The sequence below is a fragment of the Myxococcus qinghaiensis genome (genome assembly GCF_024198215.1).
Classification (GTDB): Bacteria; Myxococcota; Myxococcia; order Myxococcales; family Myxococcaceae; genus Myxococcus; species Myxococcus qinghaiensis.
Genome location: NZ_JAKCFA010000002.1, coordinates 555,479 through 579,911, shown reverse-complemented (window position 1 = coordinate 579,911; position 24,433 = coordinate 555,479). Strand labels below are relative to the sequence as shown.

General features: G+C 69.8%; 15 protein-coding genes. 7 read left to right on the top strand and 8 right to left on the bottom strand.

Going from position 1 to position 24,433, the window contains the following annotated elements; all coding sequences use genetic code 11:
- Positions 1-3: 3 nt before the first annotated feature.
- From LZ199_RS04870 to LZ199_RS04860, 3 genes are all read right to left on the bottom strand, one after another.
- Complete coding sequence (locus LZ199_RS04870; RefSeq protein WP_253992456.1) at positions 4-2,337, bottom strand: hypothetical protein; 2,334 nt, start codon at positions 2,335-2,337, stop codon at positions 4-6.
- A gap of 138 nt (positions 2,338-2,475) precedes the next feature.
- Positions 2,476-4,074 carry a sigma-54-dependent Fis family transcriptional regulator gene (locus LZ199_RS04865; RefSeq protein ID WP_253992455.1) on the bottom strand — a complete coding sequence of 533 codons (1,599 nt, stop codon included), beginning with the start codon at positions 4,072-4,074 and terminating at the stop codon, positions 2,476-2,478.
- A 15-nt stretch (positions 4,075-4,089) separates the two neighbouring features.
- Positions 4,090-4,923 (bottom strand): MBL fold metallo-hydrolase, encoded by an 834-nt coding sequence (locus LZ199_RS04860; protein ID WP_163867141.1) that lies wholly within the window; start codon positions 4,921-4,923, stop codon positions 4,090-4,092.
- Between the two features lie 301 nt (positions 4,924-5,224).
- Between LZ199_RS04860 and LZ199_RS04855 the strand changes: the two genes are divergently transcribed.
- Positions 5,225-5,989, top strand: coding sequence for a ParA family protein (locus LZ199_RS04855; protein ID WP_323389218.1), 765 nt, complete (start codon positions 5,225-5,227; stop codon positions 5,987-5,989).
- A gap of 49 nt (positions 5,990-6,038) precedes the next feature.
- On the opposite strand, the gene rnk is transcribed toward LZ199_RS04855, so the two are convergent.
- On the bottom strand, positions 6,039-6,455 hold the full coding sequence (gene rnk / locus LZ199_RS04850) for a nucleoside diphosphate kinase regulator (protein WP_253992454.1): 417 nt from the start codon (positions 6,453-6,455) through the stop codon (positions 6,039-6,041).
- 102 nt (positions 6,456-6,557) lie between these two features.
- Entirely contained in the window at positions 6,558-9,362 is a 2,805-nt protein-coding gene (locus LZ199_RS04845) for an ELWxxDGT repeat protein (RefSeq protein WP_253992453.1), read from the bottom strand.
- A gap of 225 nt (positions 9,363-9,587) precedes the next feature.
- Between LZ199_RS04845 and LZ199_RS04840 the strand changes: the two genes are divergently transcribed.
- The gene (locus LZ199_RS04840) at positions 9,588-10,199 is read left to right on the top strand and encodes a hypothetical protein (protein ID WP_253992452.1); all 612 of its coding nucleotides are present in this window, start codon (positions 9,588-9,590) and stop codon (positions 10,197-10,199) included.
- Between the two features lie 3 nt (positions 10,200-10,202).
- Here LZ199_RS04840 and LZ199_RS04835 read toward each other — a convergent pair whose 3' ends face one another.
- Both LZ199_RS04835 and gltB read right to left on the bottom strand, forming a co-directional pair.
- A complete protein-coding gene (locus tag LZ199_RS04835) occupies positions 10,203-11,663 on the bottom strand; it encodes a glutamate synthase subunit beta (protein ID WP_253992451.1) in 1,461 nt (486 codons plus the stop codon).
- 3 nt (positions 11,664-11,666) lie between these two features.
- Positions 11,667-16,226 (bottom strand): glutamate synthase large subunit, encoded by a 4,560-nt coding sequence (gltB, locus tag LZ199_RS04830; RefSeq protein ID WP_253992450.1) that lies wholly within the window; start codon positions 16,224-16,226, stop codon positions 11,667-11,669.
- 314 nt (positions 16,227-16,540) lie between these two features.
- On the opposite strand from gltB, the gene LZ199_RS04825 reads away from it, so the two are divergent.
- From LZ199_RS04825 to LZ199_RS04805, 5 genes are all read left to right on the top strand, one after another.
- A complete protein-coding gene (locus tag LZ199_RS04825; RefSeq protein WP_253992449.1) occupies positions 16,541-17,029 on the top strand; it encodes an NUDIX hydrolase in 489 nt (162 codons plus the stop codon).
- Between the two features lie 129 nt (positions 17,030-17,158).
- The gene (locus LZ199_RS04820) at positions 17,159-18,025 is read left to right on the top strand and encodes an energy transducer TonB (RefSeq protein WP_253992448.1); all 867 of its coding nucleotides are present in this window, start codon (positions 17,159-17,161) and stop codon (positions 18,023-18,025) included.
- An 8-nt stretch (positions 18,026-18,033) separates the two neighbouring features.
- Complete coding sequence (locus tag LZ199_RS04815) at positions 18,034-19,473, top strand: PepSY-associated TM helix domain-containing protein (protein ID WP_253992447.1); 1,440 nt, start codon at positions 18,034-18,036, stop codon at positions 19,471-19,473.
- A 231-nt stretch (positions 19,474-19,704) separates the two neighbouring features.
- Entirely contained in the window at positions 19,705-21,930 is a 2,226-nt protein-coding gene (locus LZ199_RS04810; RefSeq protein ID WP_253992446.1) for a TonB-dependent receptor, read from the top strand.
- Between the two features lie 17 nt (positions 21,931-21,947).
- The gene (locus LZ199_RS04805) at positions 21,948-22,628 is read left to right on the top strand and encodes a Fe2+-dependent dioxygenase (RefSeq protein ID WP_253992445.1); all 681 of its coding nucleotides are present in this window, start codon (positions 21,948-21,950) and stop codon (positions 22,626-22,628) included.
- 6 nt (positions 22,629-22,634) lie between these two features.
- Here LZ199_RS04805 and LZ199_RS04800 read toward each other — a convergent pair whose 3' ends face one another.
- Positions 22,635-24,425: a DEAD/DEAH box helicase gene (locus LZ199_RS04800; RefSeq protein ID WP_407667166.1), complete on the bottom strand. Its 1,791-nt coding sequence runs from the start codon at positions 24,423-24,425 to the stop codon at positions 22,635-22,637.
- Positions 24,426-24,433: the final 8 nt, after the last annotated feature.

The window sequence follows — 24,433 nt, the reverse complement described above, 5'->3', positions numbered from 1 at the left end:
TCGCTACGGCGTGGGCGTGGACGGGCCCCACGCCGTGGAGAACACGAGCTGCTCCTGGCTGTCCGCGAGCCGCACGGTGAAGGTCCGCTCGATTCCGCCCAGGCCCCGCGCCGTGCCCTTCGCCAGCTCCGCCAGCACCGCGCCGGCCGTGCGCAGGTGGAAGCCCGTGTTCCAGAGGCCCTCCAAGTCACCGTGCACGGTCTTCAGCTCCTCGCCGCTGCGACGCTCTTCGATGGAGCGGCGCAGGCGCACCAGCCCGTCCACGAAGCGGCGGCACTTGGCCAGCGTGTTGCGGTTCTTGTCCGTGACTTCGGCGAAGCTGAAGTTGCCGCCGGGCGGCTGCCACGTCTTCTCTCGCAGCAGCAGGCCCGAGGCGAGCTGCTTCACCGTGGAGTCCTTCTCGATGAACCACGCGGCGATCTGCGCGGCGCGGGTGGGGGACAGGTCTCCGGAGAGGAAGCTGCCCTTGTTCATCACCTCGGTGAGGTACGACTCCCAGATGGGCGCGTAGACGAGCTTGCGGAACTCCGGCGTCACGCGCGCCGTCTGCTCGCTCCACGGCATGGCGCGGGCGAGCGCCCGTGAGAAGAGCTTCAAGTCGAACGTCTGGAGCCGGGGCACCAGCTCGCGCAGCATCTCGTCGGACACCTTCAGCTCGACTTGCGTCTGGACGTCCGTCTTGCCCAGGTGCGCGTCGAGCTTCGCCGTGACGCTCGCCGCATCATTGGCATCCAGCACGCCCCAGACGACGGCGTCATCCACCGCGGCCTGAAGCTCCTGCTTCGTCAGCTTCTTCTTCTGCCCCCACAGCAGCATGTGCAAGCCGTAGCGGAAGTCCGACGCGGCCGGGGCCGGAGCGAAGGACTCCATGTCCGCTCGGAAGTCCACCGCCCAGCGGTTGCGGTGGCCCATCAGCGCGTCCTCGTAGGCGCGCTGTCCGAGGAACGCCTGCCTCCGCGCGCCCTGCGTGTTCTCCTGCGACACCCAGGTCTGCTTGAGCGAGCCGCGCGCCTTGAACACCTCGTAGGTGCCCAGGCTCAGCGAGAAGCCGACGGTCTGCTGGAGCGTGAAGGACGCGGTGTTGAGGTAGTTCTTCAGGGTGAACCGGCCCGCGTTCTCCGGCGCGCGCAGCCACGACATCAGGTCCACCAGGTTGCCGAGCACCAGCTGGCCGTGGAAGTTCAGCGCGGTGGCCTCGTCCAGCTCGACCTCCAGCAGCGTGGAGGACTCGGAGATGCGCAGGTATTCGTACTGGAAGGCGGCGGCGATGCGCGACTTCACCACCTTCTCCAGCGCGCCCTCCACCTTCTGCTTCAGCTCCTCCCACTCCTGGCGCAGGTGGTCCAGGTTGACGAGCTCCGGGTCCAACCCCAGCCGCTCCAGCACCGTGCGCAGCACCGCGAGCTGGTCCGGGGTCAGCACCTTCTGGATGGCCTTGTCGATGAGCTCCTCGACCTTCGCCTCGGCCTGTCCGGCGAGCGCGGTGAGCACCTCCTTGAGCCGCGACTGCACGGCCTCGGCGTCGGCGAAGGCGACCTGGATGCCCAGGCCCGCGCCCTGCGAGGCCTCGTGGGACTTCGCCTTGCGCACCGTGAGCTGGAGCCGGCCGGGGCTCGGGCGGGAGAAGCTGAGCTGGTAGTCGTCGGTGAGCGAGACGCGCGCGCGCACCAGCGCGACGATGGACGTCTTCAGCTCGATGAGCTCGCTGCTGCGGACGAAGGACAGGTCTCCCAGGTTGGTGGTGAAGAGGTCCGCCCAGCCCAGGTCCAGCCCCGTCTCCAGCATGCCGCGCACCCGCCACGACAGCGCGTCCCCCGTCCCCAGCTTCGTCAGGTCCGTCGAGTTCACCAGCAGGCGCGGCGACGCGAGGTCCTCCTTGGCGGCCTCGCGCATGTTGCGCGCCAGCGGATGCGCGCGGTAGTCGCTCAGCGTGGCGGACAGCTCCGTCTTCCCGTTGGCGGAGACGAAGGAGTAGCGGCCGGAGGCCCCCGCCTTGACGAGGCCCGTGGCCTGATAGCGCATCCACCCCTTGTCGCCGCCCAGGATGAGCTGGGGCCGAGGCGAGTCCGAGGGCGGGGCATTCGCGGCGGACGCCTCACCGACGATGCCGTTCTCGTCCACGTCGCCGGGGGAGTTGAAGTTGCGGACCGTGGCCTCGGCGCTGGCTTCGAAGGAGAGCGCGAAGTCGCCCAGGTTCAGCTTGGGCGGGAGGATGCCCTCGCGCGTGAGCCCCTCCTGCGCCAGCGTGACCCGGATGTCCTGGTCCTGGAGCTTCACGTCCGGAATCTTCTCGGCCAGCTCCGCCGGCAGGTTCGCCAGCGTCTCAATCACCTTCATGTGAATCCCCCTCGGCCTGCATGGAAATGCCGACCCAGCATGCTCCAGGTTATCCCGGGAGGCACGTGTTGTCGGCTTCGAGGTGGAGTCCCTGGCTGGCTGCCTGGACGCGCGGGGGTGAGAGCGCGGCGCGGAGCATCACACCTCGTCGCCGAGGCCGTATTCCTTGAGCTTCCGGGCGAGCGTGTTGCGGCCAATCTCCAGCACCTTCGCCGCGGCGGTGCGGTTGCCCTTCACCGAGTCCAGGACGCGCAGGATGTGGAGGCGCTCCACCTCCGCCAGTGGCAGCATGTTGGCTTCGGCGGAAGAAGCCGGAGTGGCCGTCGTGCGAGCGGGGTCCGCCATGGACTGGGGCGCCGCGCCCGTGGGAGGCAGCCGGTCCAGGTCGGGCAGGGGCAGGTGCTCCTCGAGGATTTCGCCCTCGCACAGCACCACCGCGCTCTCGATGCAGTTCTCCAACTCGCGCACGTTGCCGGGCCAGCGGTAGCGCTTGAGGCGCTCCAGCGCGAGCGGACTGAGTCGGGGGGCGGGCAGCCGGTGCCGACGCGCGACGGTGGCGACGAAGTGCCGGGCCAGGCGCTCGATGTCCTCCGCGCCGCGCTCGCGCAGCGGGGGCAGGACGACCTCGACGACCTTGATGCGGTAGTAGAGGTCTTCGCGGAAGCGTCCCTCCGCCACCATGCGCGCCAGGTCCCGGTGCGTGGCCGCGACGATGCGCACGTCCACCTTGATGGCCTGGGTGCCGCCCACGCGCTCGAACTCGCGGTCCTGGATGACGCGCAGGAGCTTGCCCTGCACGGGCAGGGGCAGCTCGCCAATCTCGTCGATGAAGACGGTGCCGTTGTCCGCCGCCTCGAACTTGCCGGGCATGCGGTGGTCCGCGCCGGTGTAGGCGCCGCGCTCGTGGCCGAACAGCTCGTTCTCAATGAGCGTGGCGGGCAGCGCGGCGCAGTCCACCTTGATGAAGGGCTTGTCGCGCCGGGGTCCGTTGACGTGCACCGCGCGGGCGAACAGCTCCTTGCCGCTGCCGCTCTCTCCGCGCAGCAGCACCGTGGCGTCGGTGGGCGCGGCCTTGCGCACCAGCCGGTAGATGGCCTGCAGCTGCGGAGACTCGCCGATGATGCGGTTGAAGAAGTAGCCGACGGGTGCCTGGGGCTGGTCCTTCGCGCGCTGGAGCTCCTGGTACAGGCTGGTGCTCTGCAGGGCGGTGCTCACCTGCGAGGCAATCGCGTCGAGCCGCTCGGTGTCCTCCGGGGTGAAGCGATCTCCGCCTCGGCGGTTGAGCACCTGGAGCACGCCGTACAGCGCGCCGTCCGCGTCGCGCAGGGGTACCGCGAGCAGGCTGGTGGTGCGGTAGCCCGTCATCCGGTCGATGTCCGCGAAGAAGCGCTGCTCTCCGCGCGGGTCCGGGACGTTGATGGGGTGGCCCTCCTGGGCCACGGTGCCCGCCACGCCCTGGCCCAGCTTCACGCGAATCTGCGACACCTCCGGCAGGTGCGCGGCGCGGCTGAACAGCTCCCGGCGCGCCGGGTCCAACAGCCACAGGGTTCCCCGGTCCGCCTGCATGGTGGCGGCGATGCGGTCCATCAACGTCTGGAGGAACGCATCCAGGTCCACCTCCCTCCCGACGAGCGCACCAAAGGGGAGGAGGACCTGGGTGATGTCCGCGGCAGGGGGCATGGTGGGCAGGGGCGGGAGGATGAAGGCCGACGCGTCACCATAGCATTCGAGTGCCATCGTCCGGCCCACCTCTCAGGCCGCTCGGCCCAACACCAGTCGCTGGCCCTCGCGCGCCGGCTCGCACACGGGGAAGAGGGTGCGCGCCTGCTCGGCCATGTCCTCCAGCGTCTCGTCCGTGTGCGCCGGGTCATGGTGGAACAGGCACAGCCGCCGCGCGCCCACTGTCTTCGCCACGTCCGCCGCGTCCATCATCGTCGAGTGGCCCCAGCCCTTCTTCGGGATTCCCTTGCGGCCGTCGTACTCCTCGGGCGTGTACTGCGCGTCCAGGCACAGCACGTCCGCGCCCTCGAACCAGCGCGCGACTTCCGGCGTCAGGTCCTTGCGGCACAGCTCCACGTCCGTGGCGTAGATGAACGAGTGCCCATCCGCCTCCACCCGGTACGCCAGGCACCCCTGCGGGTGAGGCACGTCGATGGGCGTCACCTTGAAGGGCCCCACCTCCACCGTCTTGCCGTGAATCGCGGACAGGAAGTCCATCCGCGAGCGCATGATGCTCAGCGGCACCGGGAAGTGCGGGGGCTGCATCTGCGCCGCCAGCTCCGACTGGAGCGCCTGCGCGCCATTCGCGCCGGGCCCATACATCGTCAGCTCCGTGGTGGGCAGGTACGCGGGCGTGAAGAAGGGGAAGCCCTGCACGTGGTCCCAGTGCAGGTGCGAGAAGAACATCGCGACCTTGTGCGGCGGGCCCTCGCGCATCATCACCTCACCCAGCGCCCGGATGCCCGTGCCCGCGTCGAGGATCAACCGGTGTCCCTGGCTCGTCACTTCCACGCACGCGGTGTTGCCGCCGATGCGTGAACCAGAGACCGCGATGCTCCCTCGAACGCCGTAGAACCGGATATCCATGACGACCTCCTCAAATTGATGGAGGGCCTCCGTGAGGACGCCCTGATGCCCCGTGCTTGAGCACGTGGGATGCCATGTCCAAGTGGCTGGAATTATTGGCGGGAGGTCTGACATTGCGGGGCACTGCACCATTCTGGAGCGCCCCCGGATGGTGCGGCCGTACCATTCCGGAGCGTCCGGAATTATCGGGAGTTCTGATTAACGAACGGGGTGGAGCGAGGCCGTCCAAGGGGGATGGCGGGGTCCTCCGAGGGCTCCGGGGCCGGTCGCCCGCGTGGGAGATCCGGTATAGGACGAGGCCATGGCGTTGATTGCGTTCTGCACCATCAAGGGTGGCGTGGGGAAGACGACGCTCTGCGCGCACGTGGCCTCCGCGATGGCGGACATGGGAAAGCGCGTGCTGCTGTTGGATCTGGATCCGCAGGCCCACGCGTCGCTCGTGCTGGGGCTGGAGAGTCGCGAGGGGCCGTGTGTCGCGGAGGCCCTGGGCGCGCGGCCCAAGTACCGGTTGGACCAGGTGGTGGTGGCGTCACCGAAGCGGCCCACGCTCTTCATCGCTCCGGCCGCGCCTCGCATGGCGGCGATGGAGCGCGAGCTGTTCCAGTGGGGTCACCGGCTCCAGGCGATTCCGCGGGCCTTGAAGACGCTGAGCTGGACGCCGGACGTCATCATCGCGGACACGCCGCCGAGCCTCGGCGCGTACACGGAGGCGGTGCTGGGCTTCTCCGACCTCGTCGTGGCGCCGGTGCCCACGGGGGCGTTCGCGCTCCAGGGTTTGGGGGAGATTGAAACCGCGTGGCGCGACGTGCGCGAGCAGCAGGGCGGGGAGCTGGTGGCGGTGGTGAACCTGTGGGACCGGCGCACCACGGCGACCAACGAGGCGATGGAAGAGGCGCTGAAGGACTCGACGGTGCCGGTGCTGCGCGCGCGGATTCCGCGCTCGGAGTCCATCAATCAAGCGGGGTTGGGCTACGAGGTGGTGTTCGACACGAGCCCCGCGGCGCCGGGTGTCGAGGAGCTGCGGGCCCTGGCGCAGGAGCTGGCGAAGCGCGTGGGCCTGCGCTGACGGCGTGGGCACCCGCCCCGGGAGCACGGGACGGGCGCCTTCGCTCGAATCAGAGGTGGTAGTGGCCGGCCGCTTCGGGCTGGTAGGGCACGGCGACGATGCGCAGTCGCTTGGTGCGCCCGCTCGGCAGCGGCCAGGCGATGGACTGCCCCACGGACAGGCCGATGAGGGCGCTGCCGATGGGGGCGAGCACGGAGATGCGGCCCTCGTCGCTCTTCGCGTCCCTCGGGTAGACGAGCGTCACCTGCCGCTGCTCGCCGGTCTGCTCGTCCTCGAACAGCACGGTGCTGTTCATCGTCACGACGCTGGGGGGAACCGTCTCCGAGGACACCACCTGGGCCCGGGACAGCTCCGAATCAAGCATCTCCGCGAGCTCGGCCGTGCGGCCCCCTCCATGGTGGTCGATGACCTGGCGCAGACGCTCCAGGTCGGTCTCAGTCACGATGAGGGACTGCTCGCTGGTCATGTCGATGGCTCCTGAAAATAGAGAACGAGAATAGGGTCAACACGGCGGCAACGGCTGGGCGAAATATCTATTCCCGGCGAGCCCGGAGAGCCATGCGGGGGCTCAGCCGCCGTCGCTCGGGAGCTTCAGCACCCACCACTCGATGCCCTGCGCCCCGTCGTCCGCGAGGAAGAAGACCTTCCGCTCCGCGCGCGTGAAGAAGTAGGGGAACGAGCCGAGCTGTCCCGGGGCCAGTTCCTGTCGCAACCGCGTGCCCGGCTTGGTGCCGTCGGTCTCCCAGAGTTCCGCGCCGTTGACGCCGTCATCCGCGTGGAAGAGGGCCGTCGTGCCCACGCCCGTCATCCAGCGGGGCTCCGAATGCGCGGGGCCCGGCTGGATGTCCTTCACGAGGAATGCGCTGCCGGGCGTGCCGTCGGCGCGCCACAGCTCGATGCCGTGGGTGCCGTCATCGGCGCTGAAGAGGACGCTCGAGCCGAGCGCGCCGAACCAGAGGGGATAGGAGCCCTCCGGACCGGGCTGCACGTCGAAGGCGAGCGCGGTGCCGCTCTCGGTGCCGTCGCTGACCCAGGGCTCGCGGCCCGTGGTGGGGTCCGCCGCCGCGAAGAAGACGCGCGCTCCCGCCACCGTGAAGGTGTCCGCGAATGAGCTGCTCGGGCCCGGCCAGATATCCCGGAGGAGCCGGGTGCCCGCCTCGGTGCCGTCGCTGACCCAGGGCTCCTCGCCGTGCTCCTCCTCGTTGGCCGCGAAGATGAGCAACGTGCCGAGCGCGGTGAGCGACGTCGGGAACGAGCCGGTTGGCCCCACGAAGATGTCCTTCAGCACGTGTGTCCCGGCCTCGGTGCCGTCACTGACTCCCAGCTCCCAGCCGAGGTCCGGGAAGTCCGCGAGGAAGAAGAGACGCGAGCCCACCACCGTGAGGGCGCGCGGCGAGCTGTCCTCCGCGCCGGGAGCCAGGTCCTTGACGAGCGTGGTGCCCGCCGTGGTGCCGTCCGTGCGCCACAGCTCCTCGCCGTGGCTCGCATCGCGCGCATTGAAATAGGCGAAGCCGTCCATTACGACGGGCGCCCCTTCTCCCTGGCTGCCGCCGGAGCCGGGCCGCAGGTCCTTCACCAACACGGTGCCTTCGGCGGTGCCGTCAGTGCGCCACAGCTCGCGGCCCCGGACGCCGTCGTCCGCGAAGAAGAGGACCCACGGGCCGACGACGAAGAACTCGGAGGGCTCCGAACCCACGGGGCCCGGTCGCAGGTCCTTGATGAGCACGGTGCCCTCGGGCGTGCCGTTGGTGCGCCACAGCTCCTGGCCAATGCTGCCGTCGTCGGCGTCGAAGTAAAGCGTGTCGCCTCGCGTCGTCCATGAGCGGGTATTCGCGCCGCCCGAGCCCGGGAAGATGTCCTGGATGAGTCGGGCATACGCAGTGGAGTGCAGCGTGTCCTCGTCGTCGCCCGTCCATAGGAGATGACGGGTGGCGACGCGGAAGTCGTAGCCTACGTCTCTCGCCCACAGCTCCGCGCCGGTGCCTCGCTCGTTCGCGGTGAAGAACACGCGCCGACCGCTGACGGTGAAGTCGCGCGCGGCGGATGAGAACGCACCAGGGGCCAGGTCTTCCAGGCGGGAGGTGCCGCGTCCGGAGCCATTGCTGCTCCAGGGCTCGTGTCCCTTCCCGGGCTCGCGCGCGGAGAAGTAGAGCCGGCCCTTGGCCTCGCGCAGGAAGGCAATGGCGGAGCCCTTGGGACCGGGGACGACGTCCTTGACGAGCACGGTGCCCGAGGAGGTGCCGTCGCTGCGCCACAGCTCATCGCCGTGCTCGGGAGTCCAGGCGGAGAAGTAGAGGCGCCCATCCATCGTGGTGAGCTCACGTGGGTTGGAGCTGGCGGGGCCCTGCGCGATGTCGCGCACGGGGAAGGTGCCGAGCACGGAGCCATCGCTGCGCCACAGCTCATCGCCGTGGTCGGGGAAGCGGGTGACGAAGAAGAAGAGGTTGCCAGCGGCGCGAGCGCGCAAGGGCGCGCCGAGGGACGGGAACGGGAGGTCCTGGAGCCGCACCGTTCCATTCGTACCGCCGTCGCTCGTCCAGAGCGCGAGTGTCGAGGGGGCGCCGGGGACGTCCTCGTCCTGCTCGTAGCTCACGAAGAAGAAGAGGCGTCCGTTCACCTCGGTGAGCGCAGTGGGGCGCACGGTGACACCAGGTGGAGGGGTGATTCCCTTCACCGCGACGGTGCCGACCGTGGTGCCGTCGCTGCGCCAGAGGGTCCGGTCGACGAAGAAGTAGAGCCGGCCTTGCGCCGCGACGAGCGGAGAGGGGTAGGCACCGGAGGGACCTTCCGCGATGTCCTTCACCAGCGCGGTGCCCGCCTCGGTGCCATCCGTGCGCCACAGCTCGATGCCGGTCTGGCCGTCATGGGCGAGGAAGAAGAGGTGTGCTCCGAGCTGGATGAGGCTCTCGGGATTCGAGCCCAAGGGGCCGGGACGCAGGTCGACGACCATTCGGGTGTTCGAGGCCTTGCCGTCGCTGCGCCACAGCTCTTCTCCATGAACGCCGTCATGGGCGACGAAGTAGAGCGTGTTCCCCACGGCGGTGAGGTCGCGAGGCTCCGAGCCGAGGGGGCCGGCGCGGACGTCCTTGACGAGCAAGGTGCCCCGGTTGGAACCATCGCTCTTGAAGAGCTCGGCGCCTCGCGAGCGGTCCGTGGCGACGAAGTAGAGGACTCCGCTGACGTCGGTCAGCTCGCGCGGTCCACCGCTGAGGCGGCCTCCGGCGATGTCGTCCACGGGGTAGGGCGAGTCCAGCACGTCGGGGGTGGTACCCAGCCTTCCCATCGACAAGGTGTCATCGGCTCCACCTTCACAACAGAGGGCGGAGACGAGCAGCGTGAGGATCAGTGACAAAGGCAGGAGCGGCAACGCCATGTTGGACACCGTTCTTCGCGCGACAATTCTCGCGCGAGTGGGCGCCAAAGGTGGCTCGCCGCCGCCGTGTGAAAAGTCACCCTCCAGGGAAGGGGGATTGATGGCCTGGGGACATCGCCACGGTCGCTCAGAGACGGCTCAGAAGCCGAAGCCGCGTCGAGGGTCGCGCCACGGTGGATGGAACAGTGTCAGCTTGGGGACCGCTGGCTGGTCCTGAGGTCCAACATGGCCACGCCCTTCGAAGACCTGTCGTCCTTCCTCACGCCGTTTGTTCCCCGCAACTACTGTGACCTCCTGCCCCAGGAGGACCTCCAACCCGCGGACCTCGTCACACTAGGCATGGGCCTGGCGTGGATGCTGGAGCAGAAGCGGGATGACCTGGCGGGGTGGTATCGGCCGTTGAGCCTCGCGGTATTCGAGCGCTTCGGACTCATGGAACTCCCTCAGCACCAGGCGATGCGGGATCAGGCGTCCGGTGTCGAGTTGCTCAAGGTGCTCGGTGTCGTCGGCTCGCCGGGATTGGTCGATGGCCTGGGACGCGCGTGGTTGATGCGCGGCAGGCTCCTGGCGCTGCCCCAATGGGCCTCGGGAGTGCTGGCGGGGCACCCGTTCCAGCTCTCCGTCCTGCATCGAAAGATGCCCACCGAGCTGCGCCCCATGGCCGAGGAAGTGGCGGATGCGCTGGCCGTTCACGCCTCTTCGGCGAACAAGCTCGCGCGGAAGCTGGACCGCTCCATCGTCGCGCTGTGGGGGTGCCCGCTCGAAAAGCTCGACCCATCCGTCACGGTGGCCGAGCTCATCGTCGAGGGGCTTCAGTTCCAGTCGTTCGAGGATTGAAGCTCAGAACGGACTGTCCGCGCCGCGTGTCGGCAACACCGACACGCCGCCGGACAGGTATGCGTCGATGGACTTCGCGGCCTCGCGTCCGTCGGACAGCGCCCAGACGATGAGGCTCGCGCCCCGGCTGGCGTCCCCGGCGCTGTAGACGCCATCCGCCGAGGTGGCGAAGCGCTTGTCCACCTGCACCGTGCCGCGAGGCGAGAGCGCCACGCCCAGGTCGTCCACCAGTCCTGTTGTCTCCGGGCCGGTGAAGCCCATCGCGAGAATCAGCAGGTCCACCTCGAGCGTCGTCTCGGAGCCGGGGACCTCCACCAGCCTCGGGACGCCTCCGACGGCGCGCTGCAGCTCCACCTTCACGGCGTGTAGGGTCTCCAGCTTTCCGTCCGTGCCGACCAGTCGCTTCGTCTGCATCGCGAAGCCACGCTCGCCGCCTTCCTCCTGGCTCGACGAGGTGCGGAAGACCAGGGGCCACCGGGGCCACGGGTTGTCCAGCGCCCGCACGGACGGCGGCGCGGGGAACAGCTCGATCTGCTGCACGCTCTTCGCGCCCTGCCGCAGCGCCGTGCCCAGGCAGTCCGAGCCTGTGTCGCCACCGCCCAGGATGACCACGCGCTTGCCCGCCGCGTTCAGTCGCTCCTGCGCTTCACCATGCCCACCCACGAGCCGGTTCTGGTGCTCCAGGTACTCCATGGCCTGCACCACGCCGCTCAGCTCGCGTCCGGGCACCTCCAGCTCACGAGCCCGCCGAGCCCCCATCGCCAGCAGCAGCGCATCATGTCGCCCGCGCAGCTCGCGGAAGCTCACCGAGCCACCCACGTCCACGCCGGTGCGGAACACCACGCCCTCCGCCTCCATCAGCGCGATGCGTCGGTCCACCACGGACTTCTCCAGCTTGAAGTCCGGAATGCCGTAGCGCAGCAGTCCACCGGCCCTCGGGTCGCGCTCGTACACCGTGACGCTGTGCCCGGCCGCGTTGAGCTGCGCCGCCGCCGCCAGTCCCGCGGGCCCTGAGCCCACCACGCCCACGGTGCGCCCCGTGCGCCGCGTGGGAGGCCGAGGCTTCACCCAGCCCTCCGCGAAGGCGCGCTCGGAGATCTCCTTCTCCATCTGCTCGATGGTCACCGCGTCGCTGTCGATGGCCAGCACGCACGCGGCCTCGCACGGCGCGGGGCACAGCCGGCCCGTCATCTCCGGGAAGCCGTTGGTGCGCGAGAGGATGTCGTACGCCTCGCGCCAGCGGCCCCGGTACACGGCCTCGTTGAAGTCCGGGATGAGGTTCCCCAGCGGACAGCCCTGGTGACAGAAGGGGACGCCACAGTCCATGCAACGTCCGGCCTGTCGCTTCGCCTCCTCGGGCGCCAGTGGCAGCGCGAACTCGCGATAGTCGCCCAGCCGCTCCTGCTTCTCGCGCTTGTGCGGGTGGACGCGGGCCCACTCCATGAATCCGGTCGGCTTGCCCATGGTTCAGCCCCTCCCGCCGACGACGTGTTGGAGCTGCGCCCCCACCGAAGTCTCCGGTGGCTTCTTCGCCGCGCGTCGCGCCTGCAACACGCGCTTGTAGTCCGTAGGCATCACCTTCACGAACCGGGGCACCATCAGCTCCCAGTTGTCCAACACCCGCCGAGCCAGCGCGCTGTGCGTGTGCCGCTGGTGTCGCTCAATCATCCCGTGCACGAGCCAGATCTCCGACTCGTCCACCAGCGACTCCAGCTCCACCATCTCTAGATTGCACCGCTGGCGGAACGTCGTCTCCCGGTCCAGCACATACGCGGTGCCGCCGCTCATGCCCGCCGCGAAGTTTCGGCCCGTGGGGCCCAGCACCACCACCACGCCGCCCGTCATGTACTCGCAGCCGTGGTCTCCCACGCCTTCCACCACCGCCTGCGCGCCGCTGTTGCGCACCGCGAAGCGCTCACCCGCGAGTCCACGCAGGTACACCTCGCCGGCCGTGGCGCCGTAGAGGGCGGTGTTGCCCACCAGCACGTTCTCCTCCGCCACGAAGCGGCTGGACTGGTGCGGGTAGACGATGATGCGTCCACCAGAGAGGCCCTTGCCCACGTAGTCGTTGGCATCGCCCTCCAGCTCCAGCGTCACGCCCGAGACGAGGAACGCGCCGAAGCTCTGGCCCGCCGAGCCCTTCATCCGGACATGCAGCCGCCCATCCGGAAGCCCTCGCGCTCCGTGCCTCTTCGCAATCTCGCCGGAGAGCATGGCGCCCACCGCGCGGTGCGTGTTGCTCACCGGCCGCGTCAACAGCATGGGGGGCCCACCGTCCAGCACCGCCTTCGCGTCGCGAAGCAGCTCATGGTCCAGGTGGTCCGACACATCCTTGGAGCGGGGGACCTTGCAGTGGCGAGGCTCGCTCGCGGGCGCGGCGGGCGCGGCGAGGAGCGCGGAGAGGTCCACGCGGCGCGCCTTCCAGTGGTCCACCGCTGGACGCTGGCGCAGCAGGTCCACCCGGCCTACCAGCTCCTCCATCGTCCGGGCCCCCAGCTCCGCCATCTTGCGCCGCAGGTCCTCCGCGATGAGCAGGAAGAAGTTCACCACGTCCTCGGGCTTGCCCTGGAAGCGCTCCCGCAGCGCTTTGTCCTGGGTGGCGATGCCGGCCGAGCACGTGTTGAGGTGGCACTTGCGCAGCATCACGCAGCCCACGGCCACGAGGCTCGCGGTGGCCATGCCGAACTCCTCGGCGCCCAGCAGCGCGGCCACCAGCACGTCGCGCGCGGTGCGCAGACCTCCGTCCGCCTGCACGCGGATGCGCTCGCGCAGCCCGTTGTGCACCAGCACCTGCTGCGTCTCCGCGAGCCCCAGCTCCCACGGCAGGCCCGCGTGGTGGATGCTGGAGATGGGGGATGCGCCCGTGCCACCCTCGTAGCCGGAGATGACGACGCAGCCCGCGCCCGCCTTCGCTACGCCCGCGGCGATGGTGCCCACGCCCACCTCGCTCACCAGCTTCACGCTCACCCGCGCCTTCGGGTTGGTGGACTGGAGGTCGTAGATGAGCTGCGCCAGGTCCTCGATGGAGTAGATGTCGTGGTGCGGGGGCGGGGAGATGAGCGTCACGCCCGGCGTGGACCAGCGGACCTTGGCGATGCGCTCGTCCACCTTGTGGCCCGGGAGCTGTCCACCCTCGCCGGGCTTGGCGCCCTGGGCGACCTTGATCTGCAACTCGTCCGCGTTGACCAGGTACTCCGTGGTGACGCCGAAGCGCGCGCTCGCCACCTGTTTGATTGCGCTGCGGCGCAAGTCACCGTGCTCGTCCGGCTGGTAGCGCCGCGACTCCTCGCCGCCCTCGCCGCTGTTGGACCTGCCGCCCAGCCGGTTCATCGCGATGGCCAGCGTCTCGTGGGCCTCCGCGCTGATGGAGCCGAAGGACATGGCGCCCGTGACGAAGCGACGCGCCAGGGACAGCGCCGGCTCTACTTCCTCCACGGGAATGGGACGACAACCCTCGGTGACGATATCCAAGAGACCGCGCAGGTTGCAGTGCTCGTGAGTCTCGTCGTCCGCCAGCCGCGAGTACTCCGCGAACTGCGCCGCGTCGTTGCCGCGCACCGCCGCTTGGAGTTTGGCAATCGTCGCCGGGTTCCACTTGTGTCGCTCGCCCTGCCGGCGCCAGCGGTACTGGCCGCCCACGGGGACCTGGCCCTCCGCGGCCTCGAAGCCCCGCGCGTGGCGCTCCGCGACTTCGCGGCCCAGCTCGGGCAGACCCACGCCCTCCACGCGGGAGGACGTGCCGGTGAAGTGGCGCTCAATCAGGCCGCGCTGGAGTCCCACCGCTTCGAACAGCTGGGAGCCCCGGTAGGACTGGAGCGTGGAGATGCCCATCTTGGACATCACCTTCATCAGCCCTTCCTCCACGGCGTGGATGAAGCGCTCCTGCGCCTTCTCCGCGTCCACGCCCAGCTCGCCCCCGTCCGCCAGCGCCCGCACCGTGTCGAGCGCCAGGTACGGATTCACCGCCGCCGCGCCGTAGCTGAAGAGGCAGGCGAAGTGGTGCACCTCGCGCGCTTCCGCTGTCTCCAAGAGGAGGCCCGTGTACATGCGGATGCCGTCGCGGACCAGGCGCTGGTGCACCGCGGACATGGCGAGCAGCGCGGGGATGGCCCCGTGCGCGGCGTCCACGCCCCTGTCGCTCAGGAGCAGGATGCTCGCGCCCGCGTCCACCGCGTCGACCGCCGCCGCGCACAGCTTCTCCACCGCGACTTCCAGCGCGCCCTCGCCGCCGTTCAGCGGATAGAGCAGCGACAGGCGCTTCGTCTCGAACAGGCCTTCGCCGTGGATGGACGCCAGCCGCGCGAGCTGCCCGTTGGTGAGGATGGGACCGGGCAGCGAGAGCCGGTGGCACTGCTCCGGCGTCTCCTCGAACGTGTTGCTCTCCGGGCCCAGCGCCGTCGCCAGCGTCATCACCAGCGACTCACGCAGCGGGTCGATGGGCGGGTTGGTCACCTGCGCGAAGAGCTGGTGGAAGTAGGAGAAGAGGCTGGGGGCCTGGTCGCTGAGCACCGCGAGCGGCGTGTCGGTGCCCATGGAGCCCACCGGCTCCTTGCCCGTCTCCGCCATGGGGGTGATGACCGAGCGGATGTCCTCCACCGTGTAGCCGAACGCGCCCTGCAGCCGCGTCAGCTCGTCGCCGCGCAGTCGCTCCGGCGCGGCGACGGTGGGCAGGTCGTCGAAGGTGAAGACGTTGCGTTGAAGCCAGCGACGGTAGGGCCAGCGCGTGCTGATGTCGCGCTTCACCTCCTCGTCCTCCAGGATGCGGCCCTCGGTGGTGTCCACCAGCAGCATGCGGCCCGGCGTCAGGCGCCCCTTGCGGCGCACCTGCGAGGGCGGCACGTCGATGACCCCCGTCTCCGAGGCGAGGATGATGCGGTCATCCTCCGTGACGAGGTAGCGCGCGGGACGCAGGCCATTGCGGTCCAACGTCGCGCCGATGAGCTGCCCGTCCGTGAAGGCGATGGCCGCGGGACCGTCCCACGGCTCCAAGAGCGCGGAGGAGTACTCGTAGAACGCGCGCTTCTCGTCCGCCATGTGCGCGTCGCCCTCCCACGCCTCCGGAATCATCATCATCATCGCGTGGGGCAGGGTGCGCCCGCCCAGGTAGAGCAGCTCCACCATGTTGTCGAACTGGGCGGAGTCGCTCTTGCCCGGGACGATGATGGGCCACAGCGGCTCCAGGCTCCCACCCAGCCGCGCCGTCTGGAGCAGCCCGCGCCGCGCCGTCATCCAGTTGCGGTTGCCACGCAATGTATTGATTTCGCCGTTGTGCGCGATGAAGCGGAACGGCTGCGCCAGCTCCCACGTGGGGAACGTGTTGGTGGAGAAGCGCGAGTGCACCAGCCCCAGCGCGCTGACGAACTCCGTGTGCTGGAGGTCCGGGTAGAAGCGGGGCAGGTCCGCGGGGAGCAGCAGGCCCTTGTAGACGAGCGTCTCCGAGGAGAGGCTCGCCAGGTGGAAGCGGCCCTTCGGGTCCACGCCGCGCGCCTGCACGCGGTTCTCCGTCAGCTTGCGGATGCGGTACAGCTTGCGCTCGAAGGCGCTGGGCACCACGCGCCGCCGGGCGATGAACAACTGGCGGATGACGGGTGCGGCCTCGCGCGCCACCGGCCCCAGGTGCTCCGGCGCCACCGGGACGTCGCGCCAGCCGAGCACGCGCTGGCCCTCCTCGGCGACGACCTCCTCCAGCACCGCCTCGCACGCGGCCCGCGCCTCCACCTCCTGCGGCAGGAACACCTGGGCCACGCCGTACTGCCGACGCGGAGGCAGTTCGAAGCCCAGCTCCGGCGCCTCGTGCTCGAAGAAGCGGTGCGGCAGCTGGACGAGGATGCCCGCGCCGTCGCCTGTCCGAGGATCCTTCCCCGCCGCCGCCCGGTGACTCAGGCGGTTGAGCAGCTCCAGGGCGTCCTCGACGATGCCTCGAGAGCGCTCACCCCGCAGGTGAGCCACGAAGCCCACCCCGCAGGCGTCGTGTTCGGTCTCGGGCTCGTAGAGGCCGTACCGGCCGGGGGGGAGGGTCGCGGTCATCAACTTCCCCTTTCCCGCGTGACGCGGGAGGTCATCGTTGTTGTCGCTACACGCTAACGCGACGCGTTGACTCCCGTAAAGAAGTCGCGGGCGAGGGGCCGGTGGTCGGGCGGCGGACCGAGGGGCCTTGCCGGCCACCCTCAAGCCGGAGGCCTTCGTCAATGGGTGGGCGGTCGATTGCCCTCGGGGGAGGGGCGGCCTCGACACGCCTTGGGAGGGGCCCACCGTGGTGGGGGGCCCGGGCGCGGCCGGGATTCGCTATGAAGCGCCCGCCCGCGCGAGCTTCTCTCGCACGGCGTCATGAGGACCGCGCCATGCCCTACACCCCCATCATCGGCACCCTGGGCTACGTGATGTCGCCGGACCGGCAACGGGTGCTGCTCATCCACCGCAACGCCAGGCCCGAGGACGCCCACCTGGGCAAGTACAACGGGCTTGGCGGGAAGATGGAGCGCGACGAGGACGTGGCGGCGTGCATGCGCCGCGAGATTCGCGAGGAGGCAGGCATTGAGTGCACCCGCATGGTCCTTCGCGGCACGCTGTCATGGCCCGGCTTCGGCAAACAGGGCGAGGACTGGCTCGGCTTCGTCTTCCGCATCGACGCCTTCGAGGGGACGCCGCTGGAGCGCAACGCGGAGGGCACGCTGTCCTGGGTGCCGCTCGACGAGCTGCCCCGGCTGCCCATGTGGGACGGGGACCGGCACTTCCTGCCGCTCGTCTTCGACGAGGACCCCCGGCCGTTTCACGGAGTCATGCCGTATTCCGGGGGAAACGCGTTGAGCTGGAATTACACGCGACTCTGAATCACGTGGTGTCTGGGCGGATTCGCGGGCAGTGCGTGTATTTGAGCGTGTAATGAAAACAATACGCTCGGGTTGGCCTTGCGCGTTGACGAGCCCTGGCTTGTCGGCGTAGTTCTAGGTCACCCGAACATGAGAATGATTCTCAATTTCGACATGTCCTCCGTGGAAGACAGCCCGCCGGCCGAGCGGAGCGCGGAGTCGTCCGTGCGGTTGTTCCGCATGGGCGAGTCGTCGGAAGGAGAAGGTCTTTGGGGGCGCTGGAGTTGGGCGCTCGTCACGGCGGTGGTGGTTCACCTGGGAGTGCTCGTGGTGGGCCTGGCCCTGCCCGCGAGCGCGCGGCAGAAGGCGCCGGAGAAGGAGGAGCCGGAGCTGGTGTTCCTCTCCTTCGCGCCGCCGCCTCCCGCGCCGGGAGGTCCGTCCCGTCCCGCCTCGGCCGAACGGGCCTCGCGACAGTCCCGTCCGCGCATGCCTCGTCCGGTGGTGGCGCCTCGGGCCGTGGTGCCCGCGCCGAAGCCCGAGGTCGTCGAGCCCACGCCTCCCGAGGAGTCGCCCGCCGCTCCTGAGCCGACGAGCGAGCCCGAGGCCGCCACGGAGGCGGCTTCCGAGGCTCCCTCGGGGCCGAGCGTGCCGGGTGGAGTCGCTGGGGGCGTGGTGGGTGGCACCCAGGGCGGCATCGTGGGGGCGCCGGGTGGCATGGGCGAGGCGGTGGGGTTGGGGCAGGTGCTGCGGCCTCCGTCCGTCCTGAAGCAGCTCACGCCGGAGTACCCCCGACGGGCCCGCGTCGACGGCGTCCAGGGGCTCGTCCTGGTCCGCATCATCGTCGGCACCGACGGTGAGGTGGAGACCGAGCACACGCGGATCATCCGCTCCATTCCCATGCTCGACGCGGCGGCGATCGCCGCTGTGAATCGGTGGCGGTTCTCTCCGGCCATCGGACGTCACGGCAAGCCCGTGCGCGTCATCCTCGAGCTTCCCGTCCAGTTCTCCTTGAAGTGAAGCAGGCCATGGTCCTCCCGTTCCGCAAGACGCTCTTCTGGATTCACCTGGTCGTCGGTGTCGTCGTTGGCATCGTCGTCGCCATCATGTCGGTGACGGGGGTGGCCATCGCCTTCGAGTCCCAGGTGCTGGAGTGGGCGGAGTCCGACGCTCGCACCGTGCCCGCTCCGGCGGCGGAGGCGCGGCGGCTGTCCATCGAGGCGCTGGTGGCCAAGGTGCGCGAGGCGAAGCCCGAGGCCCAGGTGTCTGGCGTCACGGTGTATCCGTCCGCGACGGCCGCCGCGCAGGTGGCGCTGGGGCGCAGTGGGGTCGTCTTCGTCAATCCCTACACGGGCGAGGTTCGGGAGGGTGGGGCGAAGGGCTGGCGCGACTTCTTCCATGTGATGGAGGACTGGCACCGGTGGCTCGCGACGAGCGGTGACGGCCGTCCGGTGGGCAAGGCGCTCACGGGCGCGTCCAACGCGGGGTTCCTCTTCCTGGCGTTGTCGGGGCTCTATCTGTGGTGGCCGCGCAAGTGGACGCTGAAGACGGTGCGCCCGGTGATGTGGTTCCGCGGTGGGTTGAAGGGCAAGGCGCGTGACTTCAACTGGCACAACGTCATTGGCCTCTGGAGCATGCCGGTGCTGGTGGTGCTCACGGCGTCGGGCATGGTCATCTCGTACAAGTGGGCGTCGGACTTCGTCTACACGGTGACGGGAAGCCCGGTGCCGGCGACGGGAGGGCCTCCGGGGTCCGCTGGCGTGAAGGTGACGCCGCCGGAGGGCGGAGCGCAGCGCAAGGAGCTGGGTGTGCTCCTCGCGACGGTCCAGGAGCAGGCGCCCGACTGGGCGAGCATCACGTATCGCCTGCCGTCGCCGCCCCGAGGCGCGGGTGGACCCGGTGGACAAGGTAAGCCGTCCGAGTCGCCGGCCGCGCAGCCTGCGGGGGCAGGGCAGGGCGCCGCCGCTCCTGGTGGTGAGGGCGCGCGTCGCTCGGGCACTGAGGGCGAGCGTCGTGGCGAAGGTGAGCGTCGTGCAGAGGGTGCGCCTCGTGCCGACGGTGAGCGCCGTGGCGAGGGCGCGTCGCGCGAAGGGAAGGGCGCCTCCGACGGCAAGGTCGACGCGGTCACCTTCGCCGTGAAGCAGCAGGACGCCTGGCCGCTGTTCGCGTCCACGCAGTTCTCGGTGGACCCGTTCTCCGGCGCCGTCGCGAAGCGTGAGGGCTTCGCGGACTTCAACGCCGGACGCAAGCTGCGGACCTGGCTGCGCTTCCTCCACACCGGCGAAGCACTCGGTTGGATGGGCCAGCTCATCGCCGCCCTCGCCTCACTGGGCGGTGTCTTCCTCGTGTGGACCGGCCTCGCCCTGTCGTGGCGACGCTTCTTCCCGAAGCGCCGGCCGCAGCCCTCGTCGACTGTGCCAGCAGTACCCGAGCCCGCGCCCGCGAGCTCGACGGAGACCCCCGCCTAGGACACCTCGAAACGGGCGGGCGAGGTTCCCGCGACGCCCTCTGGGCGTCTCTCTTGAGTTTGGTTGATTCTGAAAATCGAAGTCATTCGCGAAACAATTTGGAACGGGCCCCATGGGGCCGGGGAGTGGGAGAGAGTCATGTCGTTCATCAAGTCACGCAGCCCTGGAATCCGGACGAGCGCAGGTCACTCCGGCGGAATTCGTTCCGCGCTGAAGCCGTGGGGCCCCGCCATGGGCCTCGCGTCCGCGCTGGCGGCCGGTGGGGCCGTGGCGCAGGAGCAGGAAGCACAGCAGGCGCCGGTGGCCGCGGAGGCTCCGGCCACGCAGGTGGAAGGCGCACCCGTCGCCGCGCCCGTCGAGCCCCAGGCCCCGCAGGCCAGCCCCGAGACGCAGGGCACCGAGGGTCAGTTCACGCTGCCCACCGTGCAGGTGCAGGGCGAGTCCGAGGGCTATCAGGTCCGTGAGAGCTCGCTGCCTCGCGCCCAGCGCGCGCTGGTGAACACGCCGCAGTCCGTGACGGTGGTCCCCGAGGAGGTGCTCGAGGAGCAGCAGGCCACCACGGTGCGGGACGCGCTGCGCAACGTCTCCGGCATCACCATGAGCGCCGGCGAAGGTGGCCGGCAGGGTGACGCCTTCATCCTGCGGGGCTTCTCCGCGCAGAACGACGTGTCCCGCGATGGCGCCAGGGACTTGGGCTGGTTCACCCGCGACACGTTCAACCTGGAGGGCGTGGAGGCGTACTTCGGTCCCTCCGCCGTGCTCTTCGGCCGTGGCTCCACGGGCGGCGCCATCAACCTGGCGACGAAGAAGCCCAAGCGCACGTCCTTCCAGGAGGTCGCCGTGAGCGGCGGCACCGCGCCGTCGGGCCGCGTCGAGGCGGACCTCAACGAGGCGGTGTCGGAGAACTTCCAGGCGCGCCTCAACCTCATGGGCCAGCTGGCCAACACGGCGGGCCGCGATGAGGTGAAGGACAACCGGCTGGGCCTGGCGCCCTCGCTGCGCTTCAAGGTGGCCGAGCAGACCACGCTGGAGCTCGACTACCTCTTCCAGCGCGAGGACGGCCTGCCCGACTACGGCGTGCCCTACTTCAACGGCAAGCCCGTCACGGAGACGCTGGATGTGCCGCGCGGCAACTTCTACGGCGTGACGGCGGACACCGAGCGCGTGGATGCCCACGTCGCCACGGCGCGCCTCTTCCAGGGCCTGGGCGAGCAGCTCCAGTTCACCAACACGCTGCGCTTCGGCCGCGTGGACCGCTTCGCCAGCCCCACCGCGCCGCGCGGACTCACCCCCGCGGGCGCTCCGACGACCATCGGCCGGCAGCGCTTCCAGACGGAGACGGACAACTCCTTCGTCTCCAACCAGGCCACCGTGGGCGGAGAGCTGGAGACGGGCTTCGTCAAGCACACCGCGAACGCGGGCGTGGAGCTGTCGTGGGAGAAGCGCGGCCAGTCGCGTGACAACCTCAACGCGGTGGGCCTGCCCACGGGCCCCAACATCCCGGCGGACCTGTTCGAGCCGGACGCGGACCCGGACCTGTCCGCGGTGTCGCCGGTGTTCTCCGGCTCCAACGTGAGCATCCAGCGGACGCTCGGCCTCTTCGCCGCGGACCAGGTGCAGCTCGGTCAGTACCTGGAGCTGGTGGGCTCGCTGCGCTGGGACGTCTTCAACACGGACTACTCCACCACGGGCAACACCGGCGCGAAGACGCGGCTGCGCAAGAGCGACCACCTCTTCAACTGGCGCGCGGGCGTCGTCCTGCACCCGACGGAGAAGGTGAGCGTCTACGGCATGTACGGCACCTCCTCCAGCCCCTCCGCGGAGCTGGGCTCGGTGTCCGCGGACACCGTGAGCCTGGACCCGGAGAAGAACGCCATCCTGGAGGCGGGTGCGAAGGCGGACCTGCTCGACGGCCGGCTCGGGCTGACGGGCGCGGTGTTCCGAATCACCAAGACGGACGCGCGCGTGCCCAACACGGACCCGGAAGGGCCGCCGCAGGTGCTCCAGGGTGAGCAGCGCGTGCAGGGCTTCAACGTGGGCATCGCCGGCACCATCGTCGAGCGCTGGAAGGTGCTCGCCAACTACACCCTGATGGACTCCGCCATCCTGGAGCACACCAACGCGTTCCTGGTGGGCCAGCGGCTGCCCAACACGCCGCGCCACAGCATCTCCCTGTGGACGACGTACTCGCCGCTGAAGGACTTCACCGTGGGCGGCGGCGCCGTCTACCAGGACGTGACGAGCGTCAGCAATCCCACGGCGCCCACCACGGCCACCAGCTACGTGCCGAACTTCTGGCGCTTCGATGCCTTCGCCAGCTACGCGTTCGGAAAGGCACAGGTCCAGCTCAACGTCTACAACCTCACCGACACGCTGTATTACGACCAGTACTACGGCGGCCACGCCGTCCCCGCGGATGGCGTGTCCGCGCTGCTGACGGCGCGGTACCGCTTCTAGGCGAAAGGCTCGCGGTCATGATGTTGCACATTCCCAATGTCCTGACCGCGGCCGAAGTCTCCCGCTGCCGCGCGGTGATGGAGCAGGCGGACTGGACGGACGGCAAGGTCACCGCCGGCCACCAGTCCGTCCAGGTGAAGAAGAACCTCCAGCTCCCAGAGGGAAGCGCCGCGGCGCGGGAGCTGGGGGAGCTGGTGCTCGCGGGGCTGGAGCGCACGCCGCTCTTCATCTCCGCCGCGCTGCCGCAGCGCGTGTTTCCTCCGCTGTTCAACCGCTACGACACGAGCATGTCCTTCGGCTCGCACGTGGACGGCGCCATCCGCTTCCTTCCCGGGACGGGGCAGCGCGTGCGCACCGACGTGTCGGCCACGCTCTTCCTCTCCGAGCCGGACAGCTACGACGGCGGAGAGCTCGTCGTCGAGGACACGTACGGCCACCACGCGGTGAAGCTGCCGGCGGGGGACCTCATCCTCTATCCGTCCACGAGCCTGCACCACGTCACCCCGGTGACTCGGGGCGCGCGGCTGGCTTCGTTCTTCTGGATTCAGAGCATGGTGCGCGACGTGTCCCAGCGCGCCCTGCTGTTCGACCTGGACACCGCCATCATGCAGCTCAACCAGGAGGTGCCCAAGAGCCCCTCCCTGGTCATGCTGACGGGCGTGTACCACAACCTGCTCCGCCAGTGGGCGGAGCCCTGACGGACCTCAGGTACCGCGGTCCTTGCGGACCACGACCTTGCGACCGCGGATGGTCGCCGCCTTCAGCGCGGCGATGACGCGGTTGGCATCCGGCTCGGGGACTTCCACGAGCGAGAACGCGTCGGTGATCTGGATGGCGCCGATGCGCGACGAGTCCAGGCCCGCTTCACCGGCGATGGCGCCCACCAGGTCCGCAGGACGCATGCCCGCCACGCGGCCCGCGCCAATCCACAGCCGGGTGGTGTCCCACGACGGAGGACCCGCGGGGCGCTTGGGGCCGCGCTCGGTGCGAGCCGGACGCGAGCCCGGACCGCTGGAGGGACCGCCGGGGCGGCTCGTCCGCTCCTTGCGCTCCGTCATCGGCGCGGTGGCGGGAATCTCCTCCTCTTCCTTCGCGCGGCCTTCGTCCTGCGAGTCCTGGAGGAGCTTCACGGCGGCCGCGGCGATGTCGAGCGGCTCGAACTCGCCGGCCAGGTCCTCCACGATGCTGCGCAGCGACTCCAGTCCGCCGGCCACCAGCGTCTCGCGCAGCGTGGCGCGCATCAGCTCCTGGCGCCGGGCCCGGAGGTCCGCCACGGTGGGGATGGTGGCCACCGTGATTCGCTGGCCGGTGACCTTCTCGATGTTGCGCAAGAGGCGAGTCTCGCGAGCCTCCACCAGGGTGATGGCCACGCCCTCCCGGCCCGCGCGGCCGGTGCGGCCGATGCGGTGCACGTACGCCTCCGGGGCGTTGGGCACGTCGAAGTTCACCACGTGGGACAGGCGGGGGATGTCCAGGCCGCGCGCCGCGACGTCCGTGGCGACGAGCAGGTCCGTCCCGTGGGACTTGAGCTGCTTGATGACGCGATCCCGCTGCTCCTGCGTCATGCCGCCGTGGAGCGCGTGCGCGCGCCAGCCCCTGCCGTTGAGGGAGACGGTGAGGTCGTCCACCTCCGTGCGGGTGCGACAGAAGATGATGGCGGCGGTGGGGGACTCCACGTCGAGCAACCGGCCCAGCGCGGCGATCTTGAACGAGCGCGGGACGACGTACGCGGTCTGCCGGATGCGGGGCAGCTCGCCCGGCTCCACCTTCTCCTTGGCGATGCGCACGCGCACCGGCTGGCGCAGATGGCGCTCGGCGATGCTCGCGATGCGCGGAGGGAGCGTGGCGGAGAACAGGGCGGTCTGACGGTTCTCGGGTGTCCCGGAGAGGATGGCCTCCAGGTCATCGGCGAAGCCCATGTCGAGCATCTCGTCGGCCTCGTCGAGCACGACGGTGCGGACGTTCTCGAGCTGGAGCGTGCCCCGGCGCAGGTGGTCCAGGGCGCGACCGGGGGTGGCGACGACGACGTCCACGCCGCGCTTGAGGACCCGAAGCTGCTGGCCGATGACCTGGCCGCCGTAGAGGGGCAGGACGGTGGCGCCGAGCTTCTGGCCGTAGCGGTGGATGGCCTCGGACACCTGCATGGCCAGCTCGCGGGTCGGCACGAGCACCAGGGCGGAGGTGTTGTGGGGGCTGGCTTCTCCCGGCGTCAGGTGGTGGAGGAGGGGCAGGGCGAAGGCCGCGGTCTTGCCGGTGCCGGTGGCGGCGATACCGAGCAGGTCCTTCCCTTCGAGCAGCGGGGGAAGGGCTGCCAACTGAATGGGCGTGGGCTCCTCGTATCCGAGGGCACTGAGCGCCTCTACGAGCTGGGGCTTGAGGCCCAGGGATTCGAAGGATGCGACGGGGGGCGAAGACGGCGGTGCGGAAGTCACGTCGGGGCTTGTACCACCGGCGTCCACCCTCGTGGCTCTAAGAATCACCGTTCTGTCCCACATCTATCGGG